The organism is Streptomyces sp. M92 (assembly GCF_028473745.1).
Lineage (GTDB): Bacteria > Actinomycetota > Actinomycetes > Streptomycetales > Streptomycetaceae > Streptomyces.
This window is the reverse complement of record NZ_CP101137.1, coordinates 4355133-4375036: the sequence shown is the minus strand read 5'-3', so window position 1 is coordinate 4375036 and position 19904 is coordinate 4355133. Positions and strand designations below refer to the sequence as shown.

The window sequence follows — 19904 nt, the reverse complement described above, 5'->3', positions numbered from 1 at the left end:
GGACCTCCGGGCCTGTGCCCACCCACCACCCGACTCGGTGAGCTGAGAAGTGCCGTTCAGGTCCGGGGGCGAGACTCCCCTACGCCAGGAAGTCCCGTGCGATGCGCTCCGCGACCCGCTCCAGGATCGGCCCCGCGTCCGCGATGCACTTCGCCACGTCCGGCTCCACGTCCGTCAGCGGATACGCCCGCCGGATCCCGGCCCGCCCCAGCACCTCCGGCGCCAGCGCCAGCCTCCCGCACACCGCGACGACGTCCTTGCCCGCCGCCCGCGCCGCCGCGGCGACGCCCGCCGGTGCCTTGCCGTGCAGGGTCTGCTCGTCCAGCGAGCCCTCCCCCGTGATCACGAGGTCCGCCCGCTCCAGCGCCGGCGCGAAGCCCAGCACGTCCAGCATCACCTCGATGCCGGGGCGGAACCGCGCCCCCAGCAGCATCGCGCCGAACCCGATGCCGCCCGCCGCACCGGCCCCCGGGGAGGCGGCGTACTCGGCGGCCCGCGCACCCACGGTCGCCGTGCCCTCCAGGACCTTCGCGAAGTGCGCGAGAGCCGCGTCGAGGGTCTCCACGTCCTGCGGCGAGGCACCCTTCTGCGGGCCGTACACGGCGGGCGCGCCCTTCGGCCCGGTCAGCGGGTTGTCGACGTCGCTCGCGAGCACCAGCTCGACGCCGGACAGCCTCGCGTCCAGGCCCGACAGGTCGGCCGAGGCCACCTCGGCGAGACCGCCCCCGCCCGGGGCGACCGGCTCCCCGTCCCCGTCCAGGAACCGCGCGCCCAGCGCGGACAGCATCCCGGCGCCGCCGTCCGTGGTCGCGCTGCCGCCGACCCCGAACACGATCGTCCGCGCCCCCGCGTCCAGCGCGGCCCGCAGCAGCTCGCCGGAGCCGTACGTGGACGACGTCAGCGGCGCGAGGACACCCTCCGGGAGCCGCTGGAGCCCACTGGCCTCGGCCATCTCCACCACCGCGGTGCCCTCGCGCAGCGCGTACGCCGCCGTCACCTCGTCACCGAGGGGCCCGGCGACCCGCACCTGGCGGCGCTCGAACCCGGCCGCGACCGCCGCGGCCACCGTGCCGTCACCGCCGTCGGCGACGGGCAGCGCCTCCACGGCGAGGTCCGGCACGACCCGGCGCAGACCGGCCGTCACCCGCTCGGCGACCTCGACGGCCGTCAGCGAACCCTTGAACTTGTCCGCGGCGACGAGCACCCGGCGGGCCCCGTCCACTGCAGCGTCAGCCACCTTGATCTCCCCTTGCTCTCCGAGCCTTGCGCACGTCAAGGCAGTCGCGCCGCTGCGACCTTAACCGGAGGAGACCCGTGCCGTCATGCCCCGCCCACCACATGGAACGGCTCGTTACCCTTCACCGATGACCACTCCTGACTACGCCGCCTACATCGCCGGCCTCCCCCGCGTCCTCGCCGGTGCCGCCGCGGTCTTCCGGGACGCCGGGGGCCGGGTGCTGCTCGTCGAGCCGAACTACCGCGAGGGCTGGACGCTGCCCGGCGGGACGATCGAGTCGGAGGACGGGGAGACACCGCGACAGGGCGCGCGGCGCGAGACCGCCGAGGAGATCGGGCTGGACGTCCGGCTCGGACGGCTGCTCGTGGTGGACTGGTCGCACGGCCCGGACCGGCCGCCGATCGTGGCGTACCTGTACGACGGCGGTGTCCTGACCGACGACGACCTCAAGGCGATCCGGTTGCAGGAGGAGGAGCTGCTGTCCTGGCGGCTGGTGCCGCGCGAGGAGCTGGGCGACCACCTGTTCGGGTCCCTGCACGGCCGGGTCCTCGCCGCACTGGACGTACTGGCCAAGGGGGCGGGCACGGCCGAGCTGGAGAACGGCCGCCGGGTCGACGTGTGACGGCGCCGCGCACCGTGCCGGAAGAATCCGCTCGCCCGCCGGACCCTGGCGCCCTACCCTCGACCGCATGACCGGCAAGCCCCTCGTCGCCATCCTCAGCGGTGCCGGCGTCTCGACCGACTCCGGCATCCCTGACTACCGCGGCCCCAAGGGGCTGTGGCGGAGCGACCCGGAGGCCGAGAAGCTCGTCACGTACGAGTACTACATGGGCGATCCGGAGATCCGGCGCCGCTCCTGGCGGATGCGGCGGGAGTCCGGGGCGCTGCGGGCCGAGCCGAACGCCGCGCACCGCGCGGTGGCCGAACTGGAACGGTCCGGGGTACCGGTGCGGGTGATCACGCAGAACGTGGACGGGCTGCACCAGCTCGCCGGGCTGCCCGCCCGCAAGGTGCTGGAACTGCACGGCACCGCGCTCAGCTGCGTGTGCACCCGCTGCCACGTGCGGGGGTCGATGGCGGACGCGCTGGCCCGCCTCGACGCGGGCGAGGACGATCCTCCGTGCCTGGAGTGCGGCGGCATCCTGAAGCCGGCGACCGTGATGTTCGGCGAGCGTCTCGACCCGGTGGTGCTCGGCGAGGCGGTCGCCATCACCAAGGCCTGCCAGGTGTTCGTCGCCGTCGGCACCAGCCTCCAGGTCCAGCCCGCCGCCGGGCTGGCCGGTGTGGCCGCCGACCACGGTGCGCGGCTGATCGTCGTCAACGCCGAGCCGACGCCGTACGACGACCTCGCGGACGAGGTCGTCCGGGAGCCCATCGGCACCGCCCTGCCCGCGCTGCTGCGCGGGCTGGTTCCGGGAGAGGGCGGGACGGAAGAGCGGGACGGGACGGGTGACTGATCACGTGGACGAGGAGGCGATCCCGGTCCTGCGCGTGGCCGACGCCGCCGCGGCCGTGCGCTGGTACGCGCGGCTGGGCTTCGCCGCGCAGTGGGAGCACCGCTTCGAACCGGGGCTGCCCGCCTTCGTGGAGGTGGCACGCGGGCGGGTGCGGCTGTTCCTGTCGGAGCACGCCGGGGACGCCCGGCCGGACACGCTGGTGTACCTGCGGGTGACCGACGTCGACGCGGTCGCCGCCGAGTTCGGCGTGCGGGTCGAGGAGGCGCCCTGGGCGCGCGAGGTCGAGTTGCGCGACCCGGACGGCAACCGCCTCCGCGTCGGCACCCCGAGCGGGTGAGGTGACCGGCCGTGCCGTCCGAGCTCTCGCCCCGTCTCGCGGCGGTCGTGGACGCGCTGCCGCTGACGCCCAGGGCGCGGGTGCTGGAGATCGGGTGCGGGCCGGGGGCCGCCGCGCGGGCCGTCGCCGCGCGGCTGGTGTCGGGGCACGTCCTTGCCGTCGACCGTTCGGCGCGGGCGGTCGCGCAGGCGGTGGCCGGGTCGGCCCGGGAGATCGCCTCGGGCCGGACGAGCGTGCGGTGCGTCGTGGCGGAGGACTTCGTGCGGGAGCCCGGCGAGGGGTCGTTCGGCCTGGTGTTCGCCGTCCGCGTCGGGGCGCTCGACGGCCGTCACCCGGAGGCCGGACGGCGGGTGCTGCAGCGGGTCGCCGCGGCGCTGGCGCCGGGCGGCCGGCTGTTCGTCGACGGCGGGGACCTGCTGCGGGAGATCGCCGTCCGGCCCCGCCCGCCCACCGAGCCGGACGGAACCCTCGGGGCGCCTGGTGGCTAGAACAGCGCCGTTCCCCGTTCGAAGTCCAGCAGCCGCCGCTTGCGTTCCAGGCCGCCGCCGTAGCCGGTCAGGCCGCCGCTCGCGCCGATGACGCGGTGGCAGGGGACGATGATGCCGATCGGGTTGCGGCCGTTGGCGAGGCCCACCGCGCGGGAGGCGGCCGGGTTGCCGAGGGCGTCGGCGAGTTCGCCGTAGGTGCGGGTCTCGCCGTAGGGGATCTTCCGGAGCTGGTCCCAGACCGTGCGCTGGAACGGGGTGCCGTTCAGGCGCAGGTCGAGGGTGAAGTCCTTCAGTTCGCCGGCGAAGTACGCCGTCAGTTGCTCCTCCACCCGCGCGAACGGACCGTCGTCGGCCGTCCCGAAGGTCTCCTCCGGTGGTCGGTGGCGCTGGTCGGTCATGTAGAGCCCGCACAGGACGCCGTCCTCGGCGACGAGGGTGAGGGCTCCGTAGGGGCTGTCGATCACGGTGTGCTGTTTCACGTCGGTTCCTCGTACGGGCTCGCGGCGGCTTACACGGGCAGGAAGTTGATCGGGTGGTCGTCAGTCGCCCACAGGTACTGGACGGCGTACGCCCGCCAGGGCCGCCATGCGGCCGCGCGGGCGGTGAGCGCCGCCGGCGTGGAGGGCAGGCCGAGTTCGCCGGCGGCGCGGCGGATGCCGAGGTCGGTGGGGAGGAAGGCGTCGGGGTCGCCGAGCGCGCGCATGGCGATGACGTCGGCGGTCCAGGGGCCGAAGCCGGGCAGGGCGAGGAGCCGGGCGCGGGTCTCGGCCCAGTCGGTCTCGACGCCCAGGCTGAGCGAGCCGTCGGCCAGGTGGGAGACGAGGGTGGTGAGGGTCGTGCGGCGGGTGCGGGGCATGGCCAGGGTCCCGGGGTCCACCGAGGCCAGCGCCGCAGGGGACGGGAAGAGGTGAGTCAGGCCGCCCTCGGGGTCGTCGACCGGGTCGCCGTGAGCGGTGACCAGGCGGGCGGCGTGGGTGCGGGCGGCGGCGGTGGAGACCTGCTGGCCGAGGACGGCCCGTACGGCGAACTCGGCCTCGTCGACCGTGCGCGGCACGCGCCGTCCGGGGGCCTTGTCGACGAGCGGTGCGAGCAGCGGGTCGGCGCGCAGCCGGCCGTCGATGGCCGTCGGGTCGGCGTCGAGGTCGAGCAGGCGGCGGCAGCGGCTGACGGCGACGGTCAGGTCGCGCGGGTCGCTGAGGGTGAGGCGGCAGGCGATGTGGTCGGGGGTCGGAGTGAGGGCCACGATGCCGTGACCGTACGGGAGGCGCAGGGTGCGCCGGTACGCGCCGTCCCTCCACTCCTCCACGCCGGGTACGGCGGTGGCGGCGAGGTGGCCGAAGAGGTTGTCGGGGTTGAGGGGGGTGCGGAAGGGGAGGCGGAGGGCCAGCGTGCCGGGCGCGTGGTCCGCCGCTCGGTTCTTCGGAGCGCGGGTGCGCAGTTCGCTCGGGGAGAGGGCGTAGACCTCGCGGACCGTGTCGTTGAAGGCGCGGACGGAGGAGAAGCCCGCCGCGAAGGCGATGTCCGCCATCGGCAGCGCGGTGGTCTCGACGAGCAGCCGGGCGCTCTGGGCGCGCTGGGCGCGGGCGAGGGCGAGCGGGCCCGCGCCCAGTTCGGCCAGGAGCTGGCGTTCGACCTGGCGGGTGCTGTAGCCGAGGCGGGCGGCGAGGCCGGGCACGCCCTCGCGGTCCACGACACCGTCGGCGATCAGGCGCATGGCGCGGGCGGTGAGGTCGGCGCGCTCGTTCCACTCCGGGGAGCCGGGGCTGGTGTCCGGGCGGCAGCGCTTGCACGCCCGGAACCCGGCCTGCTGGCAGGCCGCCGCGCTCCGGTAGAAGGTCATGTTCGCGGGCTTGGGCGGCACCACCGGGCAGCTGGGCCGGCAGTAGATGCGGGTCGTCAGTACGGCGGTGAAGAACCAGCCGTCGAACCGCGCGTCCTTCGACTGCACGGCGCGCACGCAGCGCTCGGTGTCGGTGTGCATTCCCGTCTGCATGCCTCCAGGATGGCCCGCCGGCCGGGTGACGGCTGGCGGGAATCCGACATGAACGTCACGCTCCCTGGGCTCCTGCGGATCGCCTCGGCCGCCAGGCCGACTCGCGCAGCAGCCGCAGCCCGTTCAGTCCGACCAGCACGGTCGATCCCTCGTGGCCGGCGACGCCGAGCGGCAGCGGGAGGTGTCCGATCAGGTCCCACAGGACGAGGACGGTGATGAACGTACCGGCGATGGCCAGGTTCTGGACGACCAGTCTCCGCGCGCGCCGGGAGAGGTCGACCACGGCGGGTACGGCCGCCAGCTCGTCCCGCACCACGACCGCGTCCGCCGTCTCCAGGGCGAGGTCGGAGCCGGCCCGGCCCATGGCGACACCGGCGTGCGCGGCGGCGAGGGCGGGCGCGTCGTTGACGCCGTCGCCGACGAAGAGCACCCTGCGGCCGGTCCGCTCCAGGTCCCGTACGGCCTCGACCTTGTCCTCGGGCAGCAGGCCGGCGCGGACGTCGGTGATGCCGGTCGCGTCGGCGACGCGGGCAGCGGCGGGCGCGTTGTCGCCGGTGAGGAGGGTGGGAGGGGTGCCGGTGAGGGCGGTGAGGGCGGCGGTGGCCCCGGGGGCGTCGGCGCGCAGACGGTCGGTGAGGGCGAGGGTGCCGACGGGGGTGCCGTCGCGGGTGACCCGGACGGTGGTCTCGGCGCCCTCGGGGGCCTCGGCGCGGCCGACGTGCACCTCGTGGCCGTCGACGACGGCGGTGACGCCTCGGCCCGGAGTCGCCGCGAAGTCCTCGGCGGGGGCGATGCGCAGGTCCCGGGCGCGGGCGGCGGCCACGATCGCGCGGGCCAGCGGGTGCTCGCTGGGGTGCTCGGCAGCCGCGGCGAGGGCGAGCAGGGCGTCCTCGTCCAGGCCGGTGCCGGGCAGCGGGCGTACGGCGGTGACCTCGGGGGTGCCCTCGGTGAGGGTGCCGGTCTTGTCGAGGGCGGCGGCGTCGGTCTCGCCGAGGCGTTCCATGGCGACCGCCGACTTCACCAGGACGCCGTGCCGGCCGGCGTTGGCGATGGCGGAGAGCAGGGGCGGCATGGTCGCGAGGACGACCGCGCAGGGGGAGGCGACGATCATGAAGGTCATGGCGCGCAGCAGGGCGTCCGTGAGGTCGGCGCCGAAGGCGAGCGGGATGCCGAAGACCGCGAGGGTGGCGACGACGATGCCGACCGCGTAGCGCTGCTCGATCTTCTCGATGAACAGCTGGGTCGGCGCCTTGGTGCGGGACGCCTCCTCGACGAGGGTGACGACGCGGGCGATGACCGAGTCGGCGGGGTCGCGGTCGACGCGGACGCGCAGGGAACCGGTGCCGTTGAGGGTGCCGGCGAAGACGTCGTCGCCGGGGCGCTTGTGGACGGGGACGGACTCGCCGGTGATGTTGGCCTGGTCGACTTCGCCCTCGCCGCCGAGGACCGTGCCGTCGGCACCGATCCGCTCCCCCGGCCGGACCAGGAGGACGTCGCCGACGGCGAGACCGGCGGTGGGGACGGTCTCCTCGCGGTCGCCGGTCACCCGGGTCGCGGTGGTGGGCGCGAGGTCGAGCAGGCCGCGCACGGAGTCGGCGGTGCGGGCGGTGGCCAGGGCTTCCAGGGCGCCGGAGGTGGCGAAGATGACGATCAGCAGGGCGCCGTCGAGGACCTGTCCGATGGAGGCCGCGCCGAGTGCCGCGACGATCATCAGCAGATCTACGTCCAGGGTCTTCTCGCGCAGCGCCCGCAGGCCCTCCAGGGCGGGCTCCCAGCCGCCGGCGGCGTAGGCGACCGCGTACAGCGGGCCGTACGTCCAGGCGGAGGCGCCGCCGAGGTCGAGGGGCAGGGCGAGCAGGAACGCGACGAGCGAGACGAGCGCCCAGCGGGCCTCGGGCAGGGCGAGGACGCGGGTGCGGCGGCGGGGCGCCCGGCTGACGGGCGCGGGGACGGATGCGGGGGCGAGCGTGGTGGACACGCGGCACACCATACAGGAACAGATGAAGACTCATTCATGCGTTCATGTGAGGTGAGTAGGATGAGCGCATGGGTCACGGAGCCGCCACCACCGCGCAGGACGCCGCCGCACGCGTGCGCCTGGACGCGGACAACGTCGCCAAGGTCGCCACCACGCTCCAGGCCCTGTCCACCCCCTCCCGGCTGCTGATCCTGGCCCGCCTGCGCGAAGGCCCGCTGCCCGCCACCGAGTTGGCGGCCGAGGTCGGGATGGAGCAGTCGGCCTGCTCGCACCAGCTGCGCCTGCTGCGCAACCTCGGCCTGGTGGTGGGTGAGCGGCGCGGCCGTTCGGTGGTGTACGCGCTGCACGACGACCATGTCGCCGGGCTGCTCGACCAGGCCGTGTACCACGTGGAGCACCTGCGGCTGGGGATCAGCGACGCGGCGGAGTGAGCAGCTCCCGCACGGTCTCGGCCGCGCGCACGGCGGCGTCGGCGCAGCAGTTGTTGAAGAGCACGTGCAGCTCGTCGGTCTGTTCGGCGGCGCGTCGCAGGCGGGGCACCCGGGCGCCCAGTTCGGTGGCGGAGTAGTCGTACCGGAAGCGGTCCTCCTTGCTCCCCCTCCCCCACGCCGGGCTGCGCCCGTGGAAGCGGACCACGGCGAGGGACCGCCGGGTGACCGGCACGACGGGCGGCAGCGACGACGGCAGCCCCTGGGCCATGTCGGTGCCGACGGCCGAGGCACCCAGCGCGGACAGCAGGGCGTGGGTGGTGTCCGCCCGTTCCGCCTCCCACCACCCGGGGTGCCGGAACTCCACGGCGATCGGCCAGCCCTCCGTGCGCCCGGCGCACGCTTCGAGCACCGCCTCGGCCGGGGCACCTGGTGCGAACCACGGCGGGAACTGGAACAGCACGGTGCCGAGCCGCCCCTCCTTGCGCAGCGGCTCGACCGCTTCGGCGAACCGTCCCCACACCTCGTCCAGCAGGCCGTCACCCGCCTGCCCGCGCCGCAGCCCGCCCCTGTCGGCCCCGCGCAGGTCGGCGGGGAGCGCCTCGGGGCGGGTCGGGTGACCGGTCAGCAGGGAGAAGGCCTTGACGTCGAAGCGGAAGCCGTCGGGGGTGCGCTCCAGCCACAGTTCACTGTTGCGCCGGCTCGGCAGCGCGTAGTACCCGGCGTCCACCTCGACGACGGGCAGCCGTGAGGCGTAGTGCCGCAACCGCCCCTCGGCGTCCCGCCGTCCGCGCGGGTACCAGCCGCTCGCGACCAGTTGCCGGTCCGTCCAGGAACACGCTCCGACCAGTACGTCACCCATGAGGGCCCGGTTACCCGGGCCCTGGGCCGACGGAACCGCTACTCGGCAGCCGTGGGCCGCCGCGAGGCCGCCATCGCCTCCTTGACGTCCCTCAGCGGGCGCAGCCGGTAGGTGTAGGAGTAGTCCCGGTCGGCGAAGAGCTTGAACTCGTCGTGCGTGTGCGCGCCCCAGCTGTTGTCACCGCCCACCCCCATCTGACGGTGGCTGAGCCGCAGTACGACCGCGTACCTCGGCGTGAGCTGGTAGTCGTGCCGCGCCCCGCCGGACAGGTCCTCCGGGGTGAAGTGCGAGGCGTTGACCTCCAGCAGCGGCTCACCGGAGGCGAGCAGGCCCACGCCGTGGCGGTCGGTGAGGGCGACCCAGCGGACGTCGGTCTTGTTTCCGTTCTCCTGCGGGCGGATGTAGGGCGTCCACTGCTCGGCGACGGTTCCGGAGTGGAGACCGACGTCGGTCCCGGTGTTGCGGTCCCAGTGATTCTCCTCGGGCCCGCGGCCGTACCAGTGCATCCGGTCCAGGCCGCGCGGCAGGAACAGCATCGTCCCGACCTCGGGGATGTAGGGCAGGTTCGCCGCGCCGGGGTGCAGGGTGTTGTCGACCTTGATCTCGCCGTTGCCGAACACCGTGTACGTGGTGGTGTACGCCGACTCCACCGTGGTGGGCAGGGTCCCGCCGACCTTGATCTCGACGGCCCGCCCGTCCAGGTCCCGCACGGTGACGTCCGTGACCTCGCGCCGGGCACCCGCGTCGCGCCAGGTCTGGTTGCGGGTGTGCTGGCCGTTGCCGCGGTCGTTGTCGGTGGGCGCCCGCCAGAAGTTCGGCACCGGTCCGGAGGTGATCAGCCGCCTGCCGTGCGCCTCGTAGGCGGTGATGGTGCCGGTGCGCTTGTCGACGGTGACCGAGAAGTCGCGGCCGTCGACCTTCACCTCGTCGTCGCGCTCCCGGTGGCGCAGGGACGGCACCCGGCCCAGGGGCACGGGGGTCACGGCGGGGACGTCCGGGTCGAGGGCGAGCTGCTGCCGGGCGACCTCGAAACCCGCCTTCGCCCAGGGACTGTCGTCCTTGGTGGTGAAGGACAGCTCCAGGAAGTACTCGGTGCCCGGCGCCGGGTCGCCCGGCAGCCGTACGGGGACGGTGATGTCCTTGCGGGACAGCGGCTCCACGTCCAGCTGGTCCCGGGTGAGCCGTCCGCGCCGCACCGCTTTGCCGTCGGCGACGAGTGCCCAGTGGCCGTCGAACTCGCGGAGGCTGGTGAACAGGTACTCGTTGACGAGGGTGACCGCGCCCGCGCCGCCGGACCGCTTCTCGACGCCTACCGCCTGGTAGACGCGCTTGACCTCGGCGGCCTTGCCGGTGTGGCCGCGGTCGGCGAGGACGACGCCGTCGGCGACGAAGTTGCCGTCGTTGGGGTTGTCGCCCCAGTCGCCGCCGTAGGCGAAGAAGTTCCTCTCCTTCGTCCGCTCCCTCTCGACCTCGACGGTCTCCGCGTCGAACCAGAACCGCACCCCGTCGTCGTCGGACTCCCGGTCCGTGTCGGCCAGTTCGCCGGCGGTCAGCGCGCGGGCGTAGACGCGGGCCCGGCGGATGGTGCCGCTGAACTCGCGGACCTGGTTGTCCGAGTCGGTGGCGAGGGAGAGGGAGGCCGTGTTGGTGGCCGGCCGCCGGTCGGTGGTGCGGCTCGCCCGGCGCTCGCCGTCCACGTACAGGGTCAGGCTGCCGGCGTCCGCGTCGAAGACGCCCGCGATGTGGTGCTCGCGGCCGGTCCAGTCCTCGGGCACGGTCCACGTGGCGGTGATCCACTGACCTCCGGAGTGGATGAAGAACTCCAGGGTGCGGCCGTTCTGCTTCAGGGCGTACTGGGTGTCGCCCTTGGCGATGATCGGCTGGTGGTAGCCGGTGAAGTGCGGGGTGGCCCAGGCCTCCAGGGTCAGTGAGCCGGTGAGGTCCAGGCTCGCGTCGCGGGCGAAGACCGTGCCGCCGGACAGGCCCTTGCCGCGCTCGAAGGTGCCGGATGCGGCGAGGATCTCACCGCGCAGCCCGGCGGGCCCCTCCTCGGTCAGCAGGGTGCGCCGCGGGACGGGCCAGGTCAGCGACTGGTCGACGAAGTCCCAGATCCAGCCGCCCTGGAGCACGTCGTACGAGCGCACGACGTCCCAGTACTTCTTGAAGTTGCCGTTGGAGTTCCCCATCGCGTGGGCGTACTCGATCATCACGTACGGCCGCGTGTCGGAGGTGTCCCTGGCCCGCTGCTCGACGCGCTGCGGGGAGTCGTACATCTCGGAGCGGATGTCGCTGACGCCCGGGCGGTCGTCGCCCTCGTACTGGATGACGCGGGTGGGGTCGTAGGAGCGGATCCAGTCGTGCATGGCGGTGAAGGTGGAGCCGCCGCCCGCCTCGTTGCCCAGCGACCAGACGACGACCGAGGCGTGGTTCTTGTCCCGGTGGACCATGTTCTGGGCGCGGGCCACGCAGGCCTTGGTCCACTCGGGGTGGTCGCCGGGGTACTCGTCGCGGATGCCGTGGGTCTCCAGGTTGGTCTCGTCGACGAGGTAGAGGCCGTACTCGTCGGCGAGTTCGTACCACAGCGGGTTGTCCGGGTAGTGCGAGGTGCGGACGCTGTTCATGTTCAGCCGCTTGATGATCCCGATGTCCTCGACCATGTCCTCGCGGGTGAGCGCGATGCCGTGGTCCGGGTGCATCTCGTGGCGGTTGGTGCCGCGCAAGGAGACGGGTTTGCCGTTGATCCGCATCAGCCCGTCCTTCAGGGCGAACTCGCGGATGCCGACCCGGTGGGACAGGGTCTCGACCACCTTGCCGGCCGGGTCGCGCAGGCGCAGGACGGCCGTGTAGAGGTGCGGGTGCTCCGCCGACCACAGCTTCGGCTCCGGTACGGCCTTCGCCGCCCGTACGGTGACGTCCTGGCCGACGCCCGCCCCGGTGAGGTCGGCGGGCTGCTCCAGCGGCCGGGACCAGACGGCGTGCCCGCGGGCGTCGTACAGCTGGGTCTCGACGGTGTACCGGCCGGCGTCCTTCGCCGCGTCGCCGTACGCCCGCACGCTCGCGGTGACCGCCAGCTCGGCGGCCGTGTACGTGTCGTTCAGCGGGGTGTCCAGCTTGAAGTCGCGCAGGTGCACGGCCGGGGTGGAGTAGAGGTGGACCGAGCGGAAGATGCCGCTCAGCCGGATCATGTCCTGGTCCTCCAGCCAGTCGCCGTCGGCGTACCGGTAGACCTCCACGGCGATCTGGTTGGGGCCGGGCCTCAGGTGGTCGGTGATGTCGTACTCGGACGGGGTGAACGAGTCCTCGTCGTAGCCGGCCAGCTCGCCGTTGATCCACACGTAGTGGGCGGACTTGACGCCCTCGAAGTGGAGGAACGTGCGGCGGCCCTGCCAGCCGCGGGGCACGGTGAACGTGCGCCGGTACTGGCCGACCGGGCTGTAGCGGGTCGGTGCGGCGGGCGGCCGCGGGTCCTCGCCGCGACCGTTGGGGCCCCAGTACGGGTAGGTGATGTTGAGGTAGATCGGGTAGTCGTGGCCGTGCAGCTGCCAGACGGACGGCACGGGGATGGTCCCCCAGTCGCCGTCGTCCAGGTCGGTGCGGTGGAAGTCGGCGTCCCGGTCCTCGGGGCGGTCGGCGTAGGCGAACTTCCACGTGCCGTCGAGGCTGAGCCGGTACGGCGAGTCGGTGCGGTCGGCGGCGAGGGCCTGCTTCACGTCCGCGTACGGCATGAGGGTCGTGTGCGGCGGCTCGGTGCCGACCCGGAAGACACCGAAGTCGTTCCACTCCGGGGCCCCTTCGGCCGCCGCCCGCCGGCCGGCCGCCTGCGTGGCGACGGGGTTTCCGGTGAGGGCGAGCGCGCCGAGGACGGCGGCACCGCCCTCCAGGAGGCGGCGGCGGCTGACGAGCGGCCGGGGGCGGGGGGCCGGGAGTCCGGCGGGTGACACGGGCGAGTGCGGCATGACCGTGGCCTTCCGTGGGCTTCGGGGGCGGCTCAACGCACGGTGCTGGGACAGCAGTTGACGTGGGGAAGGTTCACAACTGCCGGTGACGCAGCGACTACTGGGTCAGGCACACCCTAGAACCCGAACACAACCGAATCAATTACCCCGTCGGACTTTGTTGGTTCCTGATGGAGGGGCGTCGCTCAGGCCTCCCGGACGCCGGGCACGCCCGCCTCGATCACGAACGACTTGTCGGTGCGGACCGGGGCGCCGGGCCGGGTGACGTAGTCGACCACGCGGTAGTCGGCCGTGTACTGCCGCTTGGAGACGGAGCAGCGGACGTAGCCCCGGCGGCTGCTGTAGTACTTGGTGTGCGGGTTCTCGTCCCAGTACACCTGGCCGGGGTCGTGGGTGGCCGAGCCGTCGCCGCCCGAGGTGATCGACGTGGTGACGAACTCGCTGCCCAGCAGCCGGGTCTCGGGGCGCTCGAAGTCGCGGCGCAGGTCGTTGGTCCAGTTGTTGTGCACGTCCCCGGTGAGGACCACGAAGTTGTCGACGCGGCGCTCCTCGACGTAGCCGAGGATCCGGTCGCGGGAGGCCCGGTAGCCGTCCCAGCCGTCGTTGTAGCCGCCGTCGTCCGGACCGGCGACGGCGTCCCAGTTGGCGAAGTAGATCTGCTGCGGGACCACGTTCCAGGTGGAGCGGGACCGGGCGAGGCTCCGCTCCAGCCAGGCGTGCTGCTCGTCGCCGAGGATGGTGGCCTTGGGGTCCCACTGGTCCGGGCCGGAGACCTGCCACTTGTCGCCGTAGGGCTGGTCGGTGCGGTACTGACGGGTGTCCAGCACGCTGAAGGTCGCGGTGGACCCGTACTCCAGGCGCCGGTACAGCGGCAGCGCCGTGTCCACCGGCTTGCGGAAGCGGCGCAGCGGCATGTGCTCCCAGTAGGCCTGGTAGGCGGCCCGGCGGCGGGCGGCGAAGTGGGCGGTGGTGTCGTTGCCCTGGCCGGCGTCGTTGTTCTCGGGGCTCAGGTCGGCGTAGTTGTTGTCGGTCTCGTGGTCGTCCCAGGTGACGACGAAGGGCGCGGTGGCGTGCAGCAGCCTGAGGTCGGGGTCGGTCTTGTACTGGGCGTGGCGCTGGCGGTACTCGGCGAGGGTGTTCATCTCGTCGCCGTGGTGGGTGCGCACCTTGCCGTTGACGCCGGCGGCGTACTCGTACAGGTAGTCGCCGAGGTGGAAGACCACGTCGGGGCGTTCCTCGGCCATGTGCCGGTACGCCGTGAAGTGGCCCTGCTCCCAGTTGGCGCAGGAGGCGAAGGCGAAGTCGACCGTGGGCGAGGTGCCGGGGGCCGGGGCGGTGCGGGTGCGGCCGACGGGCGACACCGCGTTTCCGGCGCGGAAGCGGTAGTAGTACTCGTGGTGCGGGCGCAGGCCCCGTACGTCGGCGTGGACGGTGTGCGCCTCGGCGGGCACGGCGTGCTCGACACCGCGCCGGACGACCTTCCGGAAGCGCTCGTCGAGGGCGATCTCCCAGCGCACGGCGACGGGACGCCGGGGCATGCCGCCGTCCTCGTCGAGGGGCTTGGGGGCGAGGCGGGTCCACAGCACCACGCCGTCGGGGAGCGGGTCGCCGGATGCGACGCCGAGCTGGAACGGGTCGCCCGGGACGCGTCCCGGGGCGGCGGAAGCGACGGGCGCGGCACCGGTGCCGAGCAGCACCGCACCGGCGCCGGCGATGCCGAGGAAGCCCCTTCTCTTCAGCGAGTTCGGAGAGCTGGTGCGCGGCGGGGTCATCGAACCTCCAGTGAACGGACGGCCGGACGACAACCAGGCAAACGGCGCCGGGTGAACCCCGGCTGCTGTGTTCGTGGACCGCGCTTGACCGATGCATGTCGAGCGGAGGCTCGGATTCAGGCCCGAGGGGGGCGGGTCAGGGGTGCGTCAGGGTGCCCCACTCGACGGTGCGGTCGCACCAGCGGTCGAGGAGGACGCGGTCGTGACCGACGGTCAGCAGCCCCGCGCCGGTCTCGGCACGGTAGTCCTCCACGACGCGGACCAGCGCGGCGGTGGTCGAGGCGTCGAGCATCGCCGTCATCTCGTCGCACACCAGCCAGCGCGGGCGCAGCACGAGGGCGCGGGCGAGACAGGCGCGCTGCAACTGGCCGTCGCTGACCTCGTGCGGGCGCCTGCCGAGGAGGTCGGCGGTGAGCCCCACGGTGGCGGCGAGTTCGGCGACCCGGCCGGCGGCCTCCTCGCGCCGGCCGGTGGCGCGCAGCGGCTCGGCGATCAGGTCGGTGAGCGCGAGACGGGGGTCGGCGGAGAGCCTCGCCTGCTGGAAGACGACGCCGAAGGCGGTGCGCTGCGCACGCGGAGCACGGTGGCGCCAGCGGCGCACGGGGGTGCCGTCGACCACCAGGGCACCGGAGTGGGGCTGGTGGAGCAGGGCCGCGACGCGGGCGAGGGTGGACTTGCCGCAGCCGCTGGGGCCGAGCAGCCCGACGGCCTCGCCCGGCTCGACGGACAGGGAGACGTCCCGGAACACGGGAGCGTTCCCGGCGTATCCGGCGGTGATGGCGCTCAGTTCAAGCACGGTCGACGGCCTCCGTGAGCGCGGCGTGCGGGTGGTGGCAGGCGACCGTGGCGGTCAGGGGCGGCAGGGCGGTGCAGGCGTCGGTCGCGCGGTCGCAGCGGGCGGCGAAGGCGCAGCCGTCGGGGAGGGCACCGAGCTCGGGCGGCAGGCCGGGGATGGGGGTGAAGGCGCGGTCGGGCAGGGCGTCGAGCAGGCCCCGGCTGTAGGGGTGGCGGGGGCCGGGGGCGCCGAAGAAGTCGGCGGCGTCGGCGAGTTCGACGATGCGGCCCGCGTACATCACGGCGATCCGGTCGGCGATGCGTTCGGCGGCGGCGAGGTCGTGGGTGATCACCAGCAGGGCACGGCTCTGGTCGTCCGTCTTCTTGTCGACATGCCGCCGCAGCTCGTCGACGGTGCGGTCCACCAGGTCCCGGTCGAGTCCGGTGGTCGGCTCGTCGGCGAGCAGCAGCGGGGCGTCGCCGACGAGGGCCAGGGCGGTGGCGGCACGCTGGGCGAGGCCGCCGGAGAGTTCGTGCGGGTGGTGGTCGAGGTGGTCCACCGGGAAGGCGGCGCGCTCGGCGGCGGTCTCGGCGGCGGCGCGCAGGGCGGTGCGGCCGCGGACGTCGGTGAGTTCCGCGACCGTCTCCTCCAGTTGGGAGCGGATGGTGCGTACGGGGGTGAGGTGGGCGGCCGGACTCTGCGGGACCAGGCCGATGAGCCGGCCCCGTACGGTGCGGGCGAAGGTGCGCTCGTCGGCGGTGAGCAGGTCGAGGGCGCCGAGGTGGGCGGCGCCGGCGGTCCGGGCGTTGCCGGGCAGCAGGCCCAGCAGGGCGGAGGCGAGGACCGACTTGCCGCAGCCGCTCTCGCCGATCAGGGCCAGGCACTCGCCGGCCGCCACGTCGAAGTGCGCGTCGGTGACGGCGGCGACGGACCGCCCGCCCGGCATCAGGAAGCGCACCGACAGACCGCGCACCGACAGCACGGGGGCTCGCTCGGTCACAGCATCAGCTCCGATCGGCGACGGGGGTTGATCCGCTCCCGCCAGGCGCCCGCGAGACCGGCGACGGCGAGGGTGGGGACGATGAGGAACAGGCCCGGGAAGAGGGTCGGCCACCACTGCCCGGCGAGCAGCGAACCGCGCGCCTCCTGGATGAGGTTGCCGAGGCTCGCGGTGTGCGTGGGCAGGCCGAGGCCGAGGAAGGACAGCGCCGACTCGTGCCACATGGCGTGCGGCACCATCAGTACGGCGGCCAGCGCGGCCTGGGGCAGCACGCCCGGCAGCAGGTGCCGTACGGCCACCCGCCAGCGGGAGGCGCCGCCGCAGACGGCCGCGTCGACGTAGGGGCGCGAGCGCAGGGACAGCACCTCGGCGCGGACGATGCGCGCGGTGGACAGCCAGTGGGTGAGCGCCACGGAGATCACCACGGGCCACACGCCCGGCCGGAACATCGCGACGATGAAGATGCCGAGCAGCAGGTGGGGCACGGAGGAGATGGTGTCGACGACGCGCATGACGGCGCGGTCGACCCAGCCGCCCAGCGCCCCGGCAGTGGCGCCCACCGCGGTTCCGACGACCGTCGCCGTCAGGGCCGCGGCGACCCCGACGAGGAGCGAGACGCGCAGGCCGTAGACGCAGCGCAGCAGCAGGTCCCGGCCCACGTCGTCGGTGCCGAACGGGTGGGCCCAGCTGGGCGCCTGGAGCTTGGCCGCCAGGTCTACGGCCTGCTGGTCGAGCTGCACCAGCGGCGGCACGAGCAGTACCGCGAGGACCGTCAGGGTCAGCACGGCGGCGGAGACGCGCAGGCGCAGGGTGCGGGTGGAGCGGCGGTCGGTGCCGTGGGCGCGCCACACGGTGCCGGGGCTCTTGCCGGCCTTCTCCGCCTTCTCCGCCTTCTCGGCCTTCTGCGCGGCGATGTCAGCCATCGGAGTCACATTTCACTGAGCTTCACCCTCGGGTCGAACAGTCCGTAGAGCAGGTCGGCGAGCAGGTTGCCGGCGAGGACGGCTGCGGTGGCGAGCACGGTCAGGGCGGCCAGCAGCGGGAAGTCGACGGCGGTCGCCGCCTCGACGGTGGCCGCGGCGATGCCCGGCCAGCTGAAGACGGTCTCCACCAGCAGAGCCCCGGTGATGAGTTCGGGCACGCGGGAGCCGATCAGGGTGAGCACCGGCAGCAGCCCCGAACGCAGGGCGTGCCCGAACAGGACGGTGCCCTCGCCGATACCGCGCGCCCGCGCGCCGCGCACCGGGTCCTCCGCGAGGGCGTCGCCGACGCCCTGGCGCACGTACAGCGTGAACCACGGCAGCTGCGAGACGGCGAGCACGCCGGCGGGCAGCACGAGGTGGCTCGCGACCTGCCCCGGGGTGACCTGTGCGCTGGCGGTGTCCGTCAGTCCGCCCGCCGGCAGGACGTCCCACTGCAGGGCGAACAGCCAGACGGCGAGCAGCGCGATCCAGAAGACCGGCGCCGCCTCCAGGACGTACGCGAGGGAGGTGACCGCCCGGTCGAGCATCGAGCCGGGTCGGCGGGCGGCCAGCACGCCGAGGAGCGTGCCGGCCAGGACGGCGACGGCGAAGGCGACGGCGCACAGCAGGGCGGACCAGACGAGGCGCTCGCCGATCACCTCGGCCACCGGCTGCCGCATCACCGGGGAGTGGCCGAGGTCGCCGGTGAGGGCGGCGGTCAGCCAGTCCCACCAGCGGACGACGAACGACTGGTCCACGCCGAGGTTGTCGCGCAGCCGGTCCAGGGTCTCCTGGTCGGCGCGGAGCGCGGCGGTACCGGCGTACGCCTTGACGGGGTCGAACGGGGAGGCGGCGGCGATGGCGAAGACGCCGAAGGTGACGACGAGGACGGCGGGGACGGCGAACAGCGCCCGCCGCCCCGCCAGCCGTGCCATCGCTCCCCAGGGGAGCCTCCGGTGGGATCGGGTCACTTCTTCGGCTGCCAGTCCTCGAGGTTCCACCAGGGCCCGCTGGCGAAGCCGTGCTCGTGCGGCTCCAGCTGCGTGGTCAGCCCTTCCCAGCGGTCGGCGAGGACGTAGAGGTGGTCGATGTGGGTGAGGAAGGTGTAGCCGGGGTCGTCGACCAGGGCCTGCTGGATCTTGTCGTAGGCCGCCGCGCGCCGCTGAGGGTCCTGGGTGCGGCGGCCGGCGTCCAGCGCCTCGTCCACCACCGGGTTGTCGTAGCCGGCCATGTTGTTGAAGCCGTCGCCCGCGAGGGAGGAGTGCAGCATCGTGTAGAGGCCGAAGTCCGGGTCGCCGACGCTGCCGAGGCCCGCCAGGACGGCGTCGTGCTTCATCCGCGGCTCGATGACCTCCCAGGTGGCACCCTCCACCTTCACCTCGATGCCGGCCTTCTTGGCGTCGGAGGCGTAGGCGAGGGCGTGGTCCTGGCGGACCTTGTCGCCCGTGGGGTAGTAGAGGGTGAAGGTGGCCCGCTGCCCGTCCTTGGCGCGGATGCCGTCGGAGCCGGTCTCCCAGCCCGCCTCGTCCAGGATGCGCTTGGCCTTGGCGAGGTCGTGCGGACGCTCGATGCCGCGGTCGTACCAGGGGTCGTCGACGGGCAGCGGCCCGTACGCCGGCCGGCCCGCGCCGTTCAGGATCTGGTCGACCATGACCTGGCGGTCCACGGCGGCGTCCAGGGCGCGCCGGATCGCGCGGTCGCCGGTGACTTTGTTCGCGGTGGGCAGGGTGACGGCACGGAAGTCGTACGACCGGGCCTGGTAGGTGCGCTTGCCGTCGTCCTTCTCGAAGGTGGCGGCCAGGTTGGGCGGCAGGACGGCGCCGTCGAGGTCGCCGGAGCGCAGCCGGGTGGCGCGCACGTTGTCGTCGGCGACGATCGCCATGGTGAACGACTTCACCGCGGGCTCGCCGCCCCAGTAGTGCGGGTTGGCCTTGAAGGTGAGCTTCTCGCCCTTGCTCCAGTCGGCGAGGACGTACGGCCCGGTGCCGACCGGCTCGGTGTTGAAGTCGCCGGTGTTGGGGTCCTGGCCGCCCGCCACGTGCTCGGGGACGATGGGCAGCACCGTGCGGGCGGCGAAGGGCGCGTACGGGTACTTGAGGGAGAAGACGACGGTGTCGTCGCCCTTCGCGCGGACGTCCTTGACGGCGTCCAGTTCGCTGCGGGCGGTGTTGTTGGTCTTCTCGTCGAGGACGGTGCGGTACGTGTAGACCACGTCCTCGGCGGTCAGCGGTTCGCCGTCGCTGAACTTGACGCCGTCACGCAGGGTGTACGTGTACGTCGTGCCGCCGTCGGTGATCTTCGGCAGCGCGGTCGCGAGGGCGGGCTTCAGCTGCAGGTCGGTATCGCGGGCCAGCAGCCCGTCGAAGATCTTGGAGTTTCCGTCCTTGCCGTAGCCCAGCAGCGGGCTGAGGGTGTCCGGCTCGGAGGCCACCCCGATCACCACGGACTCGGACGCCTCGGCGTCGCCGCCCGCCCCGCCGCTCCCGGGCGCGGAGCAGGCGGTGACGCCCGCGGCGAACGCCGCCACGGCGGCGGCGCTTCGTATCCGACGGGTCCGACGAGTTCGTCGGGTTGTCATGTCTCCCCCACATTGTTGTTGGTGCGGGGTTATTGCACATCAGTCGCAATAGAAGCGTCAAGCCAGGTGGGGAAGCATGCG

General features: G+C 73.6%; 17 protein-coding genes. 5 read left to right on the top strand and 12 right to left on the bottom strand.

From position 1 onward, the window contains the following. Window positions 1–79: 79 nt before the first annotated feature. Window positions 80–1204 carry a glycerate kinase gene (locus tag M6G08_RS19775; protein ID WP_272591380.1) on the bottom strand — a complete coding sequence of 375 codons (1125 nt, stop codon included), beginning with the start codon at window positions 1202–1204 and terminating at the stop codon, window positions 80–82. A 160-nt stretch (window positions 1205–1364) separates the two neighbouring features. Between M6G08_RS19775 and M6G08_RS19770 the strand changes: the two genes are divergently transcribed. The 4 genes from M6G08_RS19770 (at window position 1365) to M6G08_RS19755 (ending at window position 3519) form a co-directional block, all read left to right on the top strand. Continuing rightward, the gene (locus M6G08_RS19770) at window positions 1365–1859 is read left to right on the top strand and encodes an NUDIX domain-containing protein (protein WP_272588487.1); all 495 of its coding nucleotides are present in this window, start codon (window positions 1365–1367) and stop codon (window positions 1857–1859) included. Between the two features lie 67 nt (window positions 1860–1926). Then, window positions 1927–2694 (top strand): SIR2 family NAD-dependent protein deacylase, encoded by a 768-nt coding sequence (locus M6G08_RS19765; RefSeq protein WP_272588486.1) that lies wholly within the window; start codon window positions 1927–1929, stop codon window positions 2692–2694. Window positions 2695–2698: 4 nt separating this feature from the next. After that, window positions 2699–3031, top strand: a complete 333-nt coding sequence (locus M6G08_RS19760) for a glyoxalase superfamily protein (protein ID WP_272591379.1) — start codon at window positions 2699–2701, stop codon at window positions 3029–3031. Window positions 3032–3042: 11 nt separating this feature from the next. Next, the gene (locus tag M6G08_RS19755; protein WP_272588485.1) at window positions 3043–3519 is read left to right on the top strand and encodes an SAM-dependent methyltransferase; all 477 of its coding nucleotides are present in this window, start codon (window positions 3043–3045) and stop codon (window positions 3517–3519) included. Here M6G08_RS19755 and M6G08_RS19750 read toward each other — a convergent pair. Genes M6G08_RS19750 through M6G08_RS19740 form a run of 3 tightly spaced genes read right to left on the bottom strand, consistent with a single transcriptional unit; the run spans window position 3516 to window position 7502 of the window. Continuing rightward, window positions 3516–3998, bottom strand: coding sequence for a methylated-DNA--[protein]-cysteine S-methyltransferase (locus M6G08_RS19750; RefSeq protein WP_272588484.1), 483 nt, complete (start codon window positions 3996–3998; stop codon window positions 3516–3518). The two genes, M6G08_RS19755 and M6G08_RS19750, sit on opposite strands and share 4 nt — an antisense overlap. Before the next feature lie 29 nt (window positions 3999–4027). Beyond that, window positions 4028–5512, bottom strand: a complete 1485-nt coding sequence (locus tag M6G08_RS19745; protein ID WP_272588483.1) for an AlkA N-terminal domain-containing protein — start codon at window positions 5510–5512, stop codon at window positions 4028–4030. Window positions 5513–5567: 55 nt separating this feature from the next. Next, a complete protein-coding gene (locus M6G08_RS19740; RefSeq protein WP_272588482.1) occupies window positions 5568–7502 on the bottom strand; it encodes a heavy metal translocating P-type ATPase in 1935 nt (644 codons plus the stop codon). 56 nt (window positions 7503–7558) lie between these two features. Here M6G08_RS19740 and M6G08_RS19735 point away from each other — a divergent pair, with 56 nt between their 5' ends. Further along, on the top strand, window positions 7559–7921 hold the full coding sequence (locus M6G08_RS19735) for an ArsR/SmtB family transcription factor (protein WP_019328613.1): 363 nt from the start codon (window positions 7559–7561) through the stop codon (window positions 7919–7921). Here the strand turns inward: M6G08_RS19735 and M6G08_RS19730 are convergent. The 8 genes from M6G08_RS19730 to M6G08_RS19695 all read right to left on the bottom strand — a co-directional run bounded on the left by M6G08_RS19730 (window position 7902) and on the right by M6G08_RS19695 (window position 19823). Continuing rightward, window positions 7902–8780: a DUF72 domain-containing protein gene (locus M6G08_RS19730; protein ID WP_272588481.1), complete on the bottom strand. Its 879-nt coding sequence runs from the start codon at window positions 8778–8780 to the stop codon at window positions 7902–7904. The genes M6G08_RS19735 and M6G08_RS19730 overlap by 20 nt on opposite strands. Before the next feature lie 38 nt (window positions 8781–8818). Then, window positions 8819–12736, bottom strand: coding sequence for a glycoside hydrolase family 2 TIM barrel-domain containing protein (locus M6G08_RS19725; protein WP_272588480.1), 3918 nt, complete (start codon window positions 12734–12736; stop codon window positions 8819–8821). Window positions 12737–12921: 185 nt separating this feature from the next. Further along, window positions 12922–14508 (bottom strand): alkaline phosphatase D family protein, encoded by a 1587-nt coding sequence (locus M6G08_RS19720; RefSeq protein WP_272588479.1) that lies wholly within the window; start codon window positions 14506–14508, stop codon window positions 12922–12924. A gap of 136 nt (window positions 14509–14644) precedes the next feature. Further along, on the bottom strand, window positions 14645–15304 hold the full coding sequence (locus M6G08_RS19715; RefSeq protein WP_272588478.1) for an ABC transporter ATP-binding protein: 660 nt from the start codon (window positions 15302–15304) through the stop codon (window positions 14645–14647). After that, complete coding sequence (locus M6G08_RS19710) at window positions 15297–16283, bottom strand: ABC transporter ATP-binding protein (RefSeq protein WP_272588477.1); 987 nt, start codon at window positions 16281–16283, stop codon at window positions 15297–15299. Before M6G08_RS19710 ends, M6G08_RS19715 begins: the two co-directional genes overlap by 8 nt. Continuing rightward, entirely contained in the window at window positions 16280–17206 is a 927-nt protein-coding gene (locus tag M6G08_RS19705) for an ABC transporter permease (protein WP_272588476.1), read from the bottom strand. The genes M6G08_RS19710 and M6G08_RS19705 overlap by 4 nt, the downstream gene beginning before the upstream one ends. 5 nt (window positions 17207–17211) lie before the next feature. Beyond that, a complete protein-coding gene (locus M6G08_RS19700; RefSeq protein ID WP_073730544.1) occupies window positions 17212–18180 on the bottom strand; it encodes an ABC transporter permease in 969 nt (322 codons plus the stop codon). Between the two features lie 32 nt (window positions 18181–18212). Then, on the bottom strand, window positions 18213–19823 hold the full coding sequence (locus tag M6G08_RS19695; RefSeq protein WP_272588475.1) for an ABC transporter substrate-binding protein: 1611 nt from the start codon (window positions 19821–19823) through the stop codon (window positions 18213–18215). Between the last annotated feature and the right edge of the window lie 81 nt (window positions 19824–19904).